We start from the raw sequence: 15,653 nt of genomic DNA on the forward strand, positions 1-15,653 counted from the left end.
TTCGGGTCCATTGCTGGAAATGAGGACCGGTTCGGGGGGTGAAGCCTCCCGGACCGGTCTTTCCGGTTCTCCGGCCGGCGAACCGCCGGACAACCGCATCGGGCTTACGGGGCGACGGGAACGGATCGGATGAACGTGACGCGATCGGCGACGAAGGCGGCGGCAGCGCTCGACGAGCGCCCGGTGATGCTGGCCAGCCGCAATGTCTGGAAGGTCTACGGGCGCGGCGCCGAAGAGGTGATGGCGGCCAAGGGCGGCACGCCCAGCGCCGCCGACCTCAACGAAGCGGGCCTGATCGGCGCGGTGCGCGACGCCTCGGTCGAGGTCAAGGAAGGCGAGATCTTCATCATCATGGGCCTGTCGGGCTCGGGCAAATCGACCCTGCTGCGCTGCATGTCGAGGCTGATCGAGCCCACCGCCGGCGAGGTGATGTTCGACGGCCGCAATCTCCTGCAGGTCAGCGAGAAGGAACTGATCGAGATCCGCCGCCACCGCATGGGCATGGTGTTCCAGCATTTCGCCCTGCTGCCGCATCTGACGGTGCTGGAGAACGTGGCCTTTCCGCTGTCGGTGCAGGGCAAGCCCCGGACGGAGCAGCGCAAGCGCGCCCAGGAGATGGTCGAGCTGGTCGGCCTCAAGGGGCGAGAGAACTATTATCCCCGCGAGCTTTCCGGCGGCCAGCAGCAGCGCGTCGGCATCGCCCGCAGCCTCGCCGTCGAGCCGCAGATATGGTTCCTCGACGAGCCCTTCTCGGCGCTCGATCCGCTGATCCGGCGCGAGATGCAGCAGGAGCTGATGCGCCTCCAGAACGTACTGCACAAGACCATCGTCTTCATCACCCATGATTTCGACGAGGCGATCCGGCTCGCCGATCGCATCGCCATCATGAAGGATGGCGAGATCATCCAGATCGGCACGCCCGAGGATCTCGTCACCCGGCCCGCGACCGACTATGTGGCGGAGTTCACCCGCGACGTGCAGCGCGCCAAGGTGCTCTCGGCGCGCACGCTGATGTCGCCCTTGACGGGCGATGCCCATGCGACCCGCCCCACCGGCGAAGCCGGCACTCTCCGCAAGGTCGCCGCCACGGCCAAGATCGCGAGCTTCGCGGCCGAGATCGTCGCCGAGGCACGGCCCTTCGCGGTGACCGACCCCGACGGCGCCGTCATCGGCCAGGTGACGCCCGCCGCCGTGATCAATCTCCTCGCCGGCCGCGAGGGCAGCCTGTGACGGCGATCGCCCAGACGGAGGGTGCAAGGCGCGCCGCGACCGATCCCTGGGTCTGGATCTGGCTGGGCGCGCTGGTGCTGGCGGGCCTGCTCTATCTCTTCCCGAGCATCGCGCCCTGGGCCGTCGACTATCCCAAGGAATGGCTGATCCCGCTCAATGCTTGGATCGGCGCGGTGATGGGCTGGATCAAGACCAACTTCACCTGGCTGACGCGCGGCTTCAGTGCCGTCATCGCCGTGCCGCTCGATGCCGCCTTCGGCCTCCTCGCGAAGAGCTTCAAGATCGGCGCCGGCGCCGACGCGCTGGTGATCCCGCGCCTGTCCTGGTTCGGCATCGTGATCGCTATGGCGCTGGCGGGCCTCGCGCTGGGCGGCCGGTCGCTCGGCCTCGTGGCCGGCGCCTGCTTCCTCTATCTCGCCATCTTCGGCCAGTGGGAAAGCTCGATGCTGACCCTGGCGCTGATCGCGATCTGCGTACCCTTCTGCGTCGTGACCGGGATCCTGGTCGGCATCTGGGGCTATCGCCACCCGGCGGTCGACCGGCTGCTGATCACGCCGATCCTCGACTTGATGCAGACCATGCCGACCTTCGCCTATCTGGTGCCGATGCTGCTGCTGTTCGGCAACAACCCCGTCTCGGCCCTGCTCGCCACGGGCATCTTCGCGACACCCCCCATGGTGCGCGCCACGATCCTCGCCTTGAACCGGGTGCCGCAGGAGATCAGCGATTTCGGCACCATGGCCGGCTGCACGCGGGCGCAGAAGCTGTGGCGCGTGCTGGTGCCGGCGGCGCGCCCGACGCTCATGGTCGGCGTCAACCAGGTGATCATGCTGTCGCTCAACATGGTGATCATCTCCTCGATGATCGGCGCCGGCGGCCTCGGCTACGACGTGCTGCTGGCGCTGCGCGCGCTCAAGGTGGGCCAGGCACTGGAGGCCGGCCTCGCCATCGTGGCGCTCGCCATCGCGCTCGACCAGCTGAGCCAGGCGGCCGCCCGCCGGCGGCCGACCCACCGCATCGAGGGCACGCTCTGGCAGCGCCACCCCTATCTGATCTCGGCCCTGGCGGCACTCGCGATCACGACCTTCGTCAGCATCGGCTGGCCGGCCCTTTTCAAGGTGCCGAGCTCGATCACCATCAGCACCGCGCCGATCTGGAAGGCCGCTGTCGACTGGATCAACCTCAATTTCTTCGATGCGATCGAGGCTTTCCGGGTGTTCCTGGTGGTGAACATCCTCAACCCCATTCGCGACTTTCTCGCCGGCATGCCCTGGCTGGTGGCCACGGGATTGCTGGCGCTGGCCGGATGGCGGCTGGGCGGCGCCAAGCTGGCGCTGCTCGCGGCCGCGCTCACCTTCTTCTGTGCCGCCACGGGCCTCTGGGACAAGACCATGGCCACGGTCTATCTCTGCGGCATCGGTTCGATCATCGCGGCACTGATCGGAATCCCGATCGGGGTCTGGGGTGCCCGCAGCGACACGGCCCACCGCATCATCACCCCCATCATCGACACGCTGCAGACCCTGCCCTCCTTCGTCTTCATCATCCCCGTCGTGATGCTGTTCCGCGTCGGCGACGTGACGGCGCTGATCGCGGTGGTCTCCTTCGCGATCGTGCCGGCGATCCGCTACACCGACCACGGCATCCGGCAGGTGCCGCCGGCGCTGGTCGAGGCGGCCAAGGTCTCGGGCTGCACGCGCCGTCAGATCTTCTGGCGGGTGCAATTACCCCTCGCCCTTCCCGAGATCATGCTCGGCATCAACCAGACGATCCTGCTGGCGCTCAGCATGCTGATCATCGCCGCGATGGTCGGCACCCGCGACCTGGGACAGGAGGTCTTCATCTCGCTCGCCAAGGCGGATTCCGGCCGCGGCATCGTGGCGGGCCTCGCCGTCGCTTTCATCGGCATCGTGGCGGACCGGCTGATCGGCGCCGGCAGCGCCCGGGCGCGCCGGCGCCTGGGGCTGGCCTGAGCCAGCGAGACGGCGGGTCAGGCGGCGGCGCGCTCGGCGACCAGCACGCTGGCATCCGTCCGGCGCAGCCGCTCCTGGAAGGCCGGCCGCAGCGGCTCGTCGGTGATGAGCGCCTGGACCGAGGCCAGGGGGCAGATGCTGACCAGCGCGCGACGTCCGAACTTGGTGTGATCGGCAACGAGGATGGTGCGTTCGGCGCGGCGCATCGCCACCCGCGAGAACTCGGCCTCCTCCAGATGGAACACCATCGGCCCGTCCTCCAGATCGATCGCGCCGACCGAGAGGAAGCAGAGCCGCACGCGGAACTGCTGCACGAAGGCCGCCGCGACGACCCCCAGCGCGGCCCCGTCATCGGCCCTGAGCTCGCCGCCCGCCATATAGACCCGGTTGCCGTTGCGGGTCGCCAGCGTGCGGGCGATGTCGACCGAGTTCGTCACCACCAGGAGATTGCGATGCCCGCTCAGGGCACGCGCGACATAGGCCGTGGTGCTGCCGGTATCGAGCAGGACGGCATCGCCGTCGCGGACCTGGGCGGCGGCCGTCCGCGCGATCGCCTTCTTCGCCTCCGCTTCCTGGTTCATGCGCCGCTCGAAGCGCGGCTCGCCGAGCGTGTCGGGCGCCATGACGCCGCCATGGATCTTCTGCACCAGCCCTTCGGCGACGAGATCCTTGAGATCGCGCCGGATGGTCTCGTCCGAGACCCGGAGCCGGCTGGCCAGGTCCAGCACCCGCGCCTGCCCGCCCTGGGACACCGTTTCGAGGATCACACGGCGGCGGTACTGACGTTTCATATTGCCACAACTCCATAATCCCACGGTGACTATAGAATGATATCTTATCTTTATAGAGAAAATTGTGGAATTGTTCGATCGTCCCGTTAAAAATATTGGAATTATATGGGATTTTTCGGATTCGAATGGAGCGAAGAAGCCGTCGATCGGAAGCTCCCGGCTCTTGCACGAGAGTGGGGGCATTCACTCGGCAAGAACGGCCTTTCAAGGGGCGACCGTGACGGCAAGCGTGGCAGGGGGCCGCGCGCCGGAACGATGGGGGCGCGGCGAAGCGACGGACGGGGGTCCGCGCTTCGCCGCTGCCTGAACGTCAGCGACCATGGTGGCGATGACACTGCTCGATCCGCGTGCCCGGGCTGCGGCGCTGCGCTTCTGGTCGGGGCCGGTCGAGCCGGTCGCGCTGAAGGGCGGGATCACCAACGCCAATTTCGAGGTCCGCGATCGGGGAGAACGCTATTTCGTCCGCATCGGCGACGACATCCCCGTCCATGGCGTGATGCGCTTCGCCGAGCTGGCGGCCAGCCGCGCCGCCCATGCGGCGGGATTGGCGCCCGAGGTGCTGCATCACGAGCCGGGCGCGACCGTGTTCCGCTTCATCGAGGGCCGGACCCTGACGCCCGAGCTGGTGCGCCCGCGCCCGATGCTCGAGCGCATCCTGCCGCTGATCCAGCGTTGCCATCGCGAGCTTCAGCATCACCTGCGGGGGCCGGTGCTGATGTTCTGGCCTTTCCACATCTTCCGCGACTATGCGGCGAGCCTCAAGGACGCCCGGAGCCCGCGGCTGCCGGAGCTGCCGGCACTGCTGGCCAAGGCCGACGATCTCGAGCGCCGCCTCGGCGCCATCGATCTCGTCTTCGGCCATAACGATCTGCTCTGCGGCAACTTCATCGACGACGGCCGCCGCTTGTGGCTGATCGATTACGACTATGCCGGCTATTCGAGCTGCCTCTTCGATCTCGGCAATCTCTGCTCCAACAACGACGTGGCACCCGCCGACGAGGAGTGGCTGCTCGGTGCCTATTTCGAGCGGCCCGTCACGGACGAGCTGCGCCAGCGCTACCAGGCGATGAAATGCGCCTCGCTCCTGCGCGAGACGATGTGGAGCATGATCGCCGAATCCTTCTCGACGCTCGATTTCGACTATCGCGCCTACACCGAGGATTATCGCTCGCGTTTCGAGCAGGCCTACCGTTCATTGAAACGTTACTGAGGTTGACCATGGCTTCGTTTCCCACCCAGGCCGGTTTTCCTACCCAGGCGAGGGCCGTCATCATCGGCGGCGGCATCGTCGGCTGCAGCACGGCCTATCATCTGGCCAAGCTCGGCTGGAAGGAGGTGGTGCTGCTCGAGCGCAACAAGCTCACCTCGGGCTCGACCTGGCATGCGGCGGGGCTGGTGGGACAGCTCCGCACCTCGGCCAACATCACCCAGCTCCTCAAGAACTCGGTCGAGCTCTATCGCAAGCTCGAGGCCGAGACCGGCCTCTCGACCGGCTGGAAGATGAATGGCGGCCTGAGGCTGGCCTGCAACGCGGCGCGTCTCACCGAGATCAAGCGCCAGGCGACCACCGCGCACAGCTTCGGCCTGGAGATGGAGCTGCTGACCCCTGCGGAAGCGCAGAAGCTCTGGCCGCCGATGCGGGTGCATGACGTGGTGGGTGCCGCCTTCCTGCCCACCGACGGCCAGGCCAACCCGGCCGACATCACCCAGGCGCTGGCGAAGGGCGCGCGCGGCGGCGGCGTCACCATCGTCGAGGATTGCCGGGTCACGGCGATCAAGACCAAGGCGGGCCGCGCCACCGGCGTCGTCACCGCCCAGGGCGAGATCGCGACCGAGGTCGTGGTCAATTGTGCCGGGCAGTGGGCGCGCGAGGTGGGACGGCTCTGCGGCGTGAACGTGCCGCTGCAGTCGGTGCAGCACCAGTATCTGGTGACCGAGCCCATCGACGGCGTGCCGCGCAATCTCCCCACCCTGCGCGATCCGGACAGCCTGATCTATGGCAAGGAGGAGGTCGGCGGCCTGGTGGTGGGCGGCTATGAGCCCAATCCCATCGCCTGGGCCCTGAAGGGCATCCCCGAAGGCTTCCATTTCTCGCTGCTCGAATCCGACTGGGGCCATTTCGAGCCGATGATGGGCCATCTGCTGGCCCGCATCCCGGCGCTCGAAACCGCCGGCATCAAGCAGCTCATCAACGGGCCGGAATCCTTCACGCCCGACGGCAACTTCATCCTGGGCGAGGCGCCGGAGCTCAAGAACTTCTATGTCGGCGCCGGCTTCAACGCCTTCGGCATCGCCTCAGGCGGCGGGGCGGGCAAGGCCTTGGCCGAATGGGTCGCGGGCGGCGAGCCGCCGATGGATCTCTGGCCGGTCGATATCCGCCGATTCGGTTCAGTGCATCAGGATCCCCAGTGGGTGCTGACCCGCACCCTCGAGGCCTATGCCCATCACTACAGCATGGCCTGGCCGCACGAGGAGCTGGAGAGCGCCCGGGCGGTACGCGTCTCGCCGCTCTATGACCGGCTCAAGGCGCAAGGCGCCTGCTTCGGCTCCAAGCTCGGCTGGGAGCGGCCCAACTGGTTCGCGCCCCAAGGCGTGGAGCCCAGGGACGTCTACAGCTATGAGCGCCAGAACTGGTTCGATGCCGTCGGCGCCGAGCACCAGGCGGTGCGCGAGCGGGTCGGCGTCTTCGACCAGACCTCCTTCGCCAAGTTCATGCTGGTCGGCCGCGATGCCGAGGCGGCCATGGGCTGGATCTGCAGCAACGACGTCGCCAAGGCACCGGGCCGGCTGGTCTACACGCAGATGCTGAACCGGAACGGCGGCATCGAATGCGACGTCACCGTCACCCGCCTGGCGGAGGACAGCTACTACATCATCACCGGCACCGGCTTCGCGACGCACGACTTCTCCTGGATCGAGCGTGCCATTCCGCAGGGCCTCGATGCGCGGCTGATCGACGTCACCTCTTCCTTCGCCGTGCTGTCGGTCATGGGTCCGCGCTCGCGCGACACCCTGGCCGCGGCCTCGGGCGCCGATTTCTCCAACGCCGCCTTCCCCTTCGGCACCTGGCAAGCCGTGACGATCGCCGGCACGCCGGTGCGGGCTCTGCGCGTGACTTACGTGGGCGAGCTCGGCTGGGAGCTGCATTTCCCGATCGAGTGCGCGGGCGCCGTCTATGACGCGGTGATGGCGGCGGGGCGGCCCCATGGCATCGCCAATGCCGGCTACCGCGCGATCGAATCGCTGCGGCTCGAGAAGGGCTACCGCGCCTGGGGCTCGGATATCGGTCCCGACCATACGCCGCTCGAGGCCGGGCTCGGCTGGGCGGTGAAGCTCAAGCAGAACACGCCGTTCCTGGGCCGCGAGGCGCTGACGAAGCAGGCGCAAGCCCCGCTGAAGAAGCGCCTGGCCGGCTTCACGGTCGCCGATCCCGGCATCGTGCTGCTGGGCCGCGAGACCATCTTCCGCGACGGCAAGCAGGTTGGCTGGCTGACCAGCGCCGGCTGGGGCTACACGGTCGCGCGGAACATCGGCTATGGCTATGTCCGCAATCCGGAGGGCGTGCCGACCGACTGGCTGAGATCCGGACGCTACGAGCTCGAGGTCGCGACCGAGCGCGTGCCGGCCCAGATCCATCTCGACGCGCTCTACGATCCGTCGATGTCAAGAATCAAGGCATGACGCCCGCCGCCGATCGGTTAGGCTGAGCCCTGCGTTTTGGAACCCCGACCGGCAGCCCTGTCCCCCGGGTCTGCCGGCCCGTGAAAAGTCGTAGCCCTGCATGTCCGATCTGCCGATCCGCAAGGTGCTCTTCATCAGCGCCGACCAATGGCGCGCCGAATGCCTGTCCGCCGTCGGCCATCCGGCGGTGAAGACGCCGCATCTCGACCAGCTCGCCCGCGAGGGCGTGCTGTTCCGCCGCCACTATGCCCAGACCTCGCCCTGCGGACCCTCGCGCACCAGCATGCTGACCGGCATGTATCTGATGAACCATCGCTCGGGCCGCAACGGCACGCCGCTCGACCGGCGGCATACCAATATCGCGCTCGAGGTGCGCAAGGCCGGCTATGACCCGACGCTGTTCGGCTATACCGACACCAGCCCCGACCCGCGCTATCACGCGCCCGACGATCCGGTGCTCAAGACTTATGAGGGCGTGCTGCCGGGCATGACCGTCGGGCTGCAACTGCCCGACCACATGGCGCCCTGGATCGCCGACCTGAAGGCCAAGGGCTACCAGTTCCGCGACCGCTGGGACGTCTACAAGCCCCAGGCCGATTTCGTCCGGCCGTCGGGTCGCGGCCATTCCTACGCGCCCACGCTCTTCAGCGCCGAGGACAGCGAGACGAACTTCATGGGCAATGCGGTGCTGCGCTGGCTTTCGGTGCGCCGCGACGAGCCCTGGTTCGTGCATGCGGTCTTCCTGCGGCCCCATCCGCCCATCATCGCGCCCGAGCCCTATAACGCGCTCTACGATCCGGCCACGCTCGCCATGGCCGTGCGGGCGACGAGCGCCGAGGAGGAAGGATGCCAGCATCCTTTCCTCAAGCTCGCTCTCGCCTCCTTGCGCGAGAAGGGCGCCTATGACGAGCACTATCCCCACGATCACCTGGAGATCGACGAGGCCGAGGTGCGCCAGCTGCGCGCGACCTACTACGCCATGATCACCCAGGTCGACGACCAGATCGGCCGGCTGATGGCGCATCTCAAGGAGACCGGCGAGGACCGTCACACGCTGGTGATCTTCACCTGCGACCATGCGGAGATGCTCGGCGACCACTGGCTCTGGGGAAAGACCAGCTATTTCGATCAGGCCTATCACATCCCGCTGATCATCCGCGATCCGCGCCGCGCCGCGGACGGGACGCGAGGGACACAGATCGACCGCTTCACCGAGGCGGTCGATCTCATGCCGACCATCCTGGAATGGCTCGGGCGCGATATCCCGCATCAATGCGACGGGCGCTCGCTGCTCTCCTTCCTCGAGGGCGCGCCGCTGCCGCACTGGCGCGAGGAAGCCCATTTCGAGTTCGACTTCCAGGACATCGCGCACCAGATCCCGGAAACCACGCTCGGCATCGCCAGCGACCAGTGCCGCTTTGCGGCGCTGCGCGGCCGGCGCTTCAAATACGTCCACTTCGCAGCCCTGCCGCCGCTGCTGTTCGACCTGGAGCAGGACCCGTTCGAGCAGACGAACCTGGCCGAAGACCCGGCTCATGCCGGGACCATGCTGGCCTGCGCCCAGAAGATGCTCTCCTGGCGGATGGAACATGCCGAGCATGTGCTGAGCCGGATGTTCATCACCGAGAACGGCATCGTCGAGCAGGCGCCCCGGCGGCGCTGACCGGGTTCCCAACCCCGGCCGGGATTCCCCTCTTCGAGGGAAGCATTTCCGTCCCGGGCTCCCTATATATTGCAATTATGTGACAGTGGCGCTATGTCGGGCGGGTGTGCGCCAAGAAGCGGGAATTGCGGCCGATTCCGGCCGTTATCGAGCCAGTCCCCCCCGCCGCCGCCGCCGGCCCGCCAAGGAGACCCGCCATCAACGGCACCGATTTCCTCATCAACCTGCTGGGTGCGGCAGCCCTGCTGGTGTGGGGCCTCAGGATGGTGCGCACGGGCGTCATGCGCGCCTTCGGCGGCGATCTGCGCAAACGGCTGGGGCACAGCCTGCGCAACCGCTTCGCCGCCTTCGCCGCCGGTCTCGGCATCACCATCCTCCTGCAGAGCAGCACGGCGACCGGCCTCCTGACCGCCTCCTTCGCCTCGCACGGGCTGGTGGGCACCGCTTCCGCGCTTGCGGTGATGCTGGGGGCCGATGTCGGCTCGACCGTGGTGGCCCAGATCATCTCGGTGCTGCCGCACGGGCTGGCGCCGCTCCTGGTCCTGGCGGGTGTGGTGATCTTCACCATGAGCCGGGGCACGCGCCTCAAGGATATCGGCCGGACCATCGTCGGGCTGGGGCTGATGCTGCTGTCGCTGCGGCTCATCGCCATGGCGGCCGAGCCGGTGCGTAGCTCCGGCATCCTGCTCGAGGTATTCGAGGCGCTGGGCGACGAGCCGCTGCTGGCGGCCCTGCTCGCCGCGGTGCTGACCGTCATCTCGACCTCGAGCCTGGCCGTGGTGCTGCTGGTGATCGCCTTCGTCGCGGGCGGGCTGATCTCCCTGCCGCTGGCGCTCGCCCTCATCCTCGGCGCCAATCTCGGCGCGACCGTGATGCCCCTGATCGGCACCGCCACCTCGGGCCCTGAGGCGCGGCGGGTGCCGCTCGCCAACCTGATCTTCCGCCTGACCGGCGTCGTGATCGCGCTGCCGCTGCTGCCCTGGATCACGCCCTGGGTCGCCCGGATCGAGCCCGAGGCCTGGCGCCAGGTCGCGGACTTCCACACCGCCTTCAATCTCGCGATCGCGATCCTGTTCCTGCCGCTGATCGGGCCGGTGGCGAGCCTCTGCACCAGGCTGCTGCCGGAGCGTCCGCGCGGCGAGGAGACCGGCAAGCCGCATTATCTCGACAATGCCGCGCTTGATTCCCCGGCAGTCGCCATCGCCAACGCCGCGCGCGAGACGCTGCGCATGGGCGACATCATCGAGAAGATGCTGCGCCAGACGCTCGAGGTCTTCCGCAACGACGACCGCAAGCTCCTGCGCGAGGTCGAGACGCTCGACGACGATGTCGACAAGCTGCATCACGCCATCAAGCTCTACCTCACCGAGATGACCCGCGAGGCCGTCGACAAGGCCGACCAGAAGCGCTCGATCGACGTGATCACCTTCACCACCAACCTCGAGCATATCGGCGACATCATCGACAAGAACCTGATGGAGCTCGCCGCCAAGAAGATCAAGAACAAGCTGCATTTCTCGAGCGAGGGCTTCGCCGAGATCTGCAACATGCACCAGCGCGTCGAGAACAACCTCAAGCTCGCGCTCAACGTCTTCATCTCCGGTGACATGAAGCTGGCGCGGCGCCTGCTCGAGGAGAAGGTGGCGTTCCGCGAGATGGAATGGGCGGCATCCGAGGGCCATTACGGGCGGCTGCGCAGCGGCAAGGCCGAAAGCATCGAGACCTCGAGCCTTCATCTCGACATCCTGCGCGACCTCAAGCGCATCAACTCTCACCTGACCTCGGTCGCCTACCCGATCCTGGAAGCGGCCGGCGAGCTGACGCAGAGCCGCTTGCGCCAGCAGAACGGCGAAATCGGCGAACCCGCCAAAGTCTCCTGATTTTTCAATTCGATAGTGAACCGGTGTGCCAGTGGCGGCGAGCGCTGCAGCCGGCAAATGGGTTGATCGGGTTCCCCCGGCTTTCTATGGTAGAGCGCCCGCGGTCGAGCGGTTCGCGATACGGACCTCGCGCGATCGGCCCCCAGGGCCTGCCGGCAGCATCGAGAGAAAGTCCGAACGGACCCCAGGCCGGCCCGGTCTTGGCGAATGAACACACAGGAGGAGGCATCTTATCATGAACCGTTTCTCTCCATCCCCATTCTCGCGCCGCAATTTCCTTGCCGGCGCGGGTGCAGCCGCTGTGGGCGTCAGCCTCAGCGCCTACGCGAAGAAGGGATGGGCCGAAGAGCCGAAGAAGCTCAACGTCTATAACTGGGATACCTATATCGGCCAGACCACGCTGCAGACCTTCACCGACAAGACCGGCATCGCGGTCCAGTACGATCTCTATGCCAACAACGAGGAGCTGTTCGCCAAGCTCAAGGCCGGCAATCCCGGCTACGACGTGATCTTCCCGTCGGACTACATGATCGAGACCATGGCCAAGCTCAACATGCTGATGGCGCTCGATCACAGCAAGATCCCGAACCTCGCCAACATCAACCCGGCCAAGCAGTTCTCCGACCCCGCCTTCAATCCGGGCCTGAAATACGGCGTTCCCTACATGTGGGGCACGATCGGCATCGGCTACCGCAAGTCGAAGGTGCAGGAGCCGAAGAGCTGGAAGGCGCTGCTCGACGATTCGACCCACGCCGGCAAGATCGCGCTTCTGGCGGATGCGCGCGCCGTCCTCGGCGTCGCGCTCAAATATCTCGGTTACAGCATGAACTCGACCAACGAGGCCGAGGTGCAGAAGGCCAAGGAACTGCTGATCAAGCAGAAGCCGAGCATCAAGGCCTTCGCTCCGGACAGCGGCCAGGACATGCTGCTCTCGGGCGAATGCGACCTGGTCATGGAGTGGAACGGCGACATCATCTCGGTCATGGCCGAGGATTCGGACCTCGCCTACAGCGTGCCGGACGAGGGCACGATGGTGTGGACCGACAATGTCTGCATCCCCTCCGGCGCGCCGCATCCGGAGAATGCGCATCTCTTCCTCAACCACCTGCTCGATGCGCAGGTGAACGCCGAGATCGCCAACACGATCAAGTATGCGACCGCCGACAAGGCGGCGCAGGCCTTCATCGCCAAGGAGGATCTCGAGAACCCCGCCATCTATCCGCCCGAGGAAGTCATCGCCAAGAGCGAGTCCCTGGTGGATGTGGGCGAGTTCACGCCGGTCTACGACAAGGCCTGGACCGAGATTCAGGCGGCCTGAGCGACAATCACGCCGCCCAGAGCATTTTCAGGCGATGTGGACGCCGGTTCGCCTGAACATGCGGTCAAGCTGAGAAATCCGGAGCGGTTCCCGGTGCGATAGGATCGGGAGCCGCTCCAGAGTGCCGGGTCCGGTCGGGGGAACGCTCATATCATGCAGGAATGGCGCAAGAACAAGCTGGTCTTCTCCATCCTGCTGATTCCCCCGACTGCCTGGCTCGTCATCTTCTTTACCATCCCTCTCGCCGTCGTCTGGATCTACAGCTTCGGCCAGCGCGGGCCGCTCGGCGAGACGATCATCGCCTTCTCCCTCTCGAACTATCTGCGCACCTTCGAGTGGGTGAACCTCTACATCACGCTGAAATCGCTCTGGATCGCCACCGTCACCACGGCGATCTGCCTGGCGATGGGGTTTCCCTTGGCGATGGGCGTCGCCTTCGCGCCGCCGCGATACAAGAACGTGCTGCTCCTCCTGGTGATCCTGCCGTTCTGGACCAACCTGCTGATCCGCACCTATGCCTGGATCGCGGTGCTGCGCACCAACGGCTATGTCAATTTCTTCCTGGAATGGGTCTGGAGCGGGCTCGACTGGCTCTTCGGCGGGCTGCTCGGCGAGTTCCAGCCGCTGGAGCTGCTCTACAACCAGGGCGCGGTCATCGTCGGCCTGGTCTATGTGAACCTGCCCTTCATGGTGCTGCCGCTCTACGCGACGCTCGAGAAGCTCGACAAGTCCTACCTCGAGGCGAGCCTCGACCTTGGCGCCAGCCAGTGGCGCACCCTGTTCTCCGTCACCGTTCCCCTGGCGCTGCCCGGCATCTTCACCGGCGGATTGCTGAGCTTCATCCTGGCGCTCGGCACCTATCTGACGCCCGATCTCCTCGGCGGCACCAACAGCATCATGATCGGCAACCTGATCGCGCAGCAGTTCGGCCCCGCGCGCGACTGGGCCTTCGGCTCGGCCATCTCCTTCATCCTGATGTATGTCACCTTCGCCTGCCTCTGGGTCAAGGCGGTGCTGGCGGGCCGGGAGGGGGCGGTCAATTACTGACATGACAGCCACAACCCTTCCTGCAAGCGGCCGCCCGCGCCGCCGCCGCGAGGCCATCGCGCCGCTCGAGTTCACGCGCCGGCGCTGGCTGAAGCTGGTGCTGCTCGCCAATTTCATCTTCCTCTATTTCCCGATCGTCGCGCTGATCGCCTTCAGCTTCAACAACAGCAAGCGCAACATCACCTGGCAGGGCTTCACGTTCGACTACTACGTGAAGGCGTTCAACAATACCGGCCTGCACGACGCCTTCATGAACACGATCACCATCGCCTCGATCTCGACGGTGGTCTCGACGATCCTCGGCACCATGCTGGGGCTGATCCTGCACCGCTACCGGTTCCCCGGCAAAGGCGCCTTCGACAGCTGGATCCATCTGCCGATCGTCATTCCGGAGGTCTGCCTGGGCGTCGCCATGCTGGCCTTCTTCACGATGTTCAAGATCCCGCTCGGGATCTTCACCGTGACGGTGAGCCACATCGCCTTCTCGATCCCCTTCGTGGCGGTGGTGATCCGCTCGCGCATGTCGGGCTTCGATCCGGCGCTGGAGGAGGCGTCGCAGGATCTGGGCGCCAGCGAATGGCAGACCTTCTGGAGCGTGACCTTCCCCTACATGCTCCCCGGCGTGGTCGCAGGCGCGCTGCTGGCGCTCACCCTGTCGCTGGACGATTTCGTCATCACCTTCTTCACCTCCGGCCCGGGCTCGACCACCTTCCCGATCAAGATCTACTCGATGGTCCGTTTCAGCGTGACACCCGAAGTCAACGCGGCTTCGACCGTCCTCATCGTCCTGACGCTGACCCTCACGGTTCTCGCCATGTGGATCCAGAGTCGTTCCGACAAGAAGGCCAAAGCCGATGGTTAGCGCCAAACCCATCATCCAGATCAAGGATGTCACCAAGGAGTTCAGCGGCAACGTCAAGGCCGTCGACGCGGTGAGCTTCGACATCGTCGAGGGCGAGTTCTTCGCCCTGCTGGGCCCCTCGGGCTGCGGCAAGACCACGCTCCTGCGGATGCTGGCGGGCTTCGAGATCCCGACCGAAGGCCAGATCGTGATCGACGGCCAGCCGATGGAGGGCGTCAATCCCAACCGGCGCCCGGTCAACATGGTGTTCCAGTCCTATGCGGTGTTCCCGCATATGACGGTCGAGCGCAATGTCGGCTATGGCCTGCGCGTGACGGGCGTGCCCGAGGCCGAGATCAAGACCCGCGCCCAGGAGGCCCTGGCGCTGGTGAAGCTCCAGGATTTCGGCAAGCGCATGCCGAGCCAGCTCTCGGGCGGCCAGCGTCAGCGCGTGGCGCTGGCCCGCGCCCTCGTCAAGCGGCCCAAGGTGCTGCTGCTGGACGAGCCGCTCTCGGCGCTGGACGCCAAGCTGCGCGAGGCGATGCAGCTCGAACTGGTCCGGCTGCAGAAGACCGTGGGCATCACCTTCGTGATCGTCACCCACGACCAGGACGAAGCGCTCTCCATGGCCAACCGCATCGCGGTGATGGAGAAGGGCAAGGTGAAGCAGATCGCCGCCCCCGCCGATCTCTACGAATTCCCGAACTGCCGCTTCGTCGCCGATTTCATCGGCAAGATGAACCTGTTCCAGGGTCGGGTCGCCGGCGTCTCGGGCAACCAGATCCAGATCGACCTCAAGGGCATCAACCGCGTGACGGTCCCCTATGCCGGCGCCGCCCAGGGCGAGATCGCCGTGGCGGTGCGCCCGGAGAAGGTGACGCTCGATCGCGCCGAGCCGGCCGCGAACCGCATCCGCCTGCGCGGGCGCGTCAGCGAGGTCGCCTATTTCGGCGACGAAAGCCACATCTATCTGGAGAACGCGACCGGCGTGCCGGTGAGCGTCAACCTGCCCAACGCGGCCCGGACCACGACGCCCGCGGTCGCGATCGGCGACGAGCTCTGGATGTCCTGGGACCCCGCCGACACGCTGGTGCTGACGGAGTAGCGTCGCAGCGTCCCTGCGCTTTCTTCACCTCCCCCCTCGAGGGGGAGGCTGGGGTGGGGGCGGCCACAGTCTCGATGTGGGGCCGTTCGCGCGATGGCATGCTCTCGAAGCATCGTGTTCCACG

11 protein-coding genes are annotated in these 15,653 nt (G+C 66.4%); 10 read left to right on the forward strand and 1 reads right to left on the reverse strand.

Annotation, left to right across the window (positions count from 1 at the left end; genetic code table 11):
* Positions 1–129 precede the first annotated feature (129 nt).
* Together FRZ61_RS18280 and FRZ61_RS18285 are read left to right on the forward strand one after the other, a co-directional pair.
* A complete protein-coding gene (locus FRZ61_RS18280) occupies positions 130–1,230 on the forward strand; it encodes a quaternary amine ABC transporter ATP-binding protein (RefSeq protein WP_151119080.1) in 1,101 nt (366 codons plus the stop codon).
* Positions 1,227–3,203, forward strand: coding sequence for an ABC transporter permease (locus tag FRZ61_RS18285; RefSeq protein WP_225308883.1), 1,977 nt, complete (start codon positions 1,227–1,229; stop codon positions 3,201–3,203). The genes FRZ61_RS18280 and FRZ61_RS18285 overlap by 4 nt, the downstream gene beginning before the upstream one ends.
* Before the next feature lie 17 nt (positions 3,204–3,220).
* Here the strand turns inward: FRZ61_RS18285 and FRZ61_RS18290 are convergent, their stop codons facing one another.
* Positions 3,221–3,994, reverse strand: coding sequence for a DeoR/GlpR family DNA-binding transcription regulator (locus FRZ61_RS18290; RefSeq protein WP_191909096.1), 774 nt, complete (start codon positions 3,992–3,994; stop codon positions 3,221–3,223).
* A 319-nt stretch (positions 3,995–4,313) separates the two neighbouring features.
* On the opposite strand from FRZ61_RS18290, the gene FRZ61_RS26670 reads away from it, so the two are divergent.
* From FRZ61_RS26670 to FRZ61_RS18330, 8 genes are all read left to right on the forward strand, one after another.
* Positions 4,314–5,204 carry a phosphotransferase gene (locus FRZ61_RS26670; protein WP_225308884.1) on the forward strand — a complete coding sequence of 297 codons (891 nt, stop codon included), beginning with the start codon at positions 4,314–4,316 and terminating at the stop codon, positions 5,202–5,204.
* An 8-nt stretch (positions 5,205–5,212) separates the two neighbouring features.
* Entirely contained in the window at positions 5,213–7,675 is a 2,463-nt protein-coding gene (locus FRZ61_RS18300; protein ID WP_151119082.1) for a GcvT family protein, read from the forward strand.
* 100 nt (positions 7,676–7,775) lie between these two features.
* Entirely contained in the window at positions 7,776–9,338 is a 1,563-nt protein-coding gene (locus tag FRZ61_RS18305) for an alkaline phosphatase family protein (protein ID WP_225308885.1), read from the forward strand.
* A 125-nt stretch (positions 9,339–9,463) separates the two neighbouring features.
* Positions 9,464–11,218 (forward strand): Na/Pi cotransporter family protein, encoded by a 1,755-nt coding sequence (locus tag FRZ61_RS18310; RefSeq protein WP_225308886.1) that lies wholly within the window; start codon positions 9,464–9,466, stop codon positions 11,216–11,218.
* Positions 11,219–11,453: 235 nt separating this feature from the next.
* Entirely contained in the window at positions 11,454–12,536 is a 1,083-nt protein-coding gene (locus FRZ61_RS18315) for a polyamine ABC transporter substrate-binding protein (RefSeq protein ID WP_151119083.1), read from the forward strand.
* Positions 12,537–12,689: 153 nt separating this feature from the next.
* Positions 12,690–13,583: an ABC transporter permease gene (locus tag FRZ61_RS18320; protein ID WP_151119084.1), complete on the forward strand. Its 894-nt coding sequence runs from the start codon at positions 12,690–12,692 to the stop codon at positions 13,581–13,583.
* Position 13,584: 1 nt separating this feature from the next.
* On the forward strand, positions 13,585–14,445 hold the full coding sequence (locus FRZ61_RS18325; RefSeq protein ID WP_151119085.1) for an ABC transporter permease: 861 nt from the start codon (positions 13,585–13,587) through the stop codon (positions 14,443–14,445).
* Entirely contained in the window at positions 14,438–15,529 is a 1,092-nt protein-coding gene (locus FRZ61_RS18330; RefSeq protein ID WP_151119086.1) for an ABC transporter ATP-binding protein, read from the forward strand. Before FRZ61_RS18325 ends, FRZ61_RS18330 begins: the two co-directional genes overlap by 8 nt.
* Positions 15,530–15,653 lie beyond the last annotated feature (124 nt).

Origin of the sequence: Hypericibacter adhaerens (assembly GCF_008728835.1) — a bacterium.
Classification (GTDB): Bacteria; Pseudomonadota; Alphaproteobacteria; order Dongiales; family Dongiaceae; genus Hypericibacter; species Hypericibacter adhaerens.

What these genes read in the sequence shown, in the direction of transcription:
- FRZ61_RS18305 (WP_225308885.1), top strand. Translation starts at nt 7,776, where the DNA reads ATGTCCGATCTGCCGATCCGCAAGGTGCTCTTCATCAGCGCCGACCAA.
- FRZ61_RS18290 (WP_191909096.1), bottom strand. Translation starts at nt 3,994, where the DNA reads ATGAAACGTCAGTACCGCCGCCGTGTGATCCTCGAAACGGTGTCCCAG.
- FRZ61_RS18300 (WP_151119082.1), top strand. Translation starts at nt 5,213, where the DNA reads ATGGCTTCGTTTCCCACCCAGGCCGGTTTTCCTACCCAGGCGAGGGCC.
- FRZ61_RS26670 (WP_225308884.1), top strand. Translation starts at nt 4,314, where the DNA reads ATGGTGGCGATGACACTGCTCGATCCGCGTGCCCGGGCTGCGGCGCTG.
- FRZ61_RS18315 (WP_151119083.1), top strand. Translation starts at nt 11,454, where the DNA reads ATGAACCGTTTCTCTCCATCCCCATTCTCGCGCCGCAATTTCCTTGCC.
- FRZ61_RS18280 (WP_151119080.1), top strand. Translation starts at nt 130, where the DNA reads ATGAACGTGACGCGATCGGCGACGAAGGCGGCGGCAGCGCTCGACGAG.
- FRZ61_RS18320 (WP_151119084.1), top strand. Translation starts at nt 12,690, where the DNA reads ATGCAGGAATGGCGCAAGAACAAGCTGGTCTTCTCCATCCTGCTGATT.
- FRZ61_RS18325 (WP_151119085.1), top strand. Translation starts at nt 13,585, where the DNA reads ATGACAGCCACAACCCTTCCTGCAAGCGGCCGCCCGCGCCGCCGCCGC.
- FRZ61_RS18330 (WP_151119086.1), top strand. Translation starts at nt 14,438, where the DNA reads ATGGTTAGCGCCAAACCCATCATCCAGATCAAGGATGTCACCAAGGAG.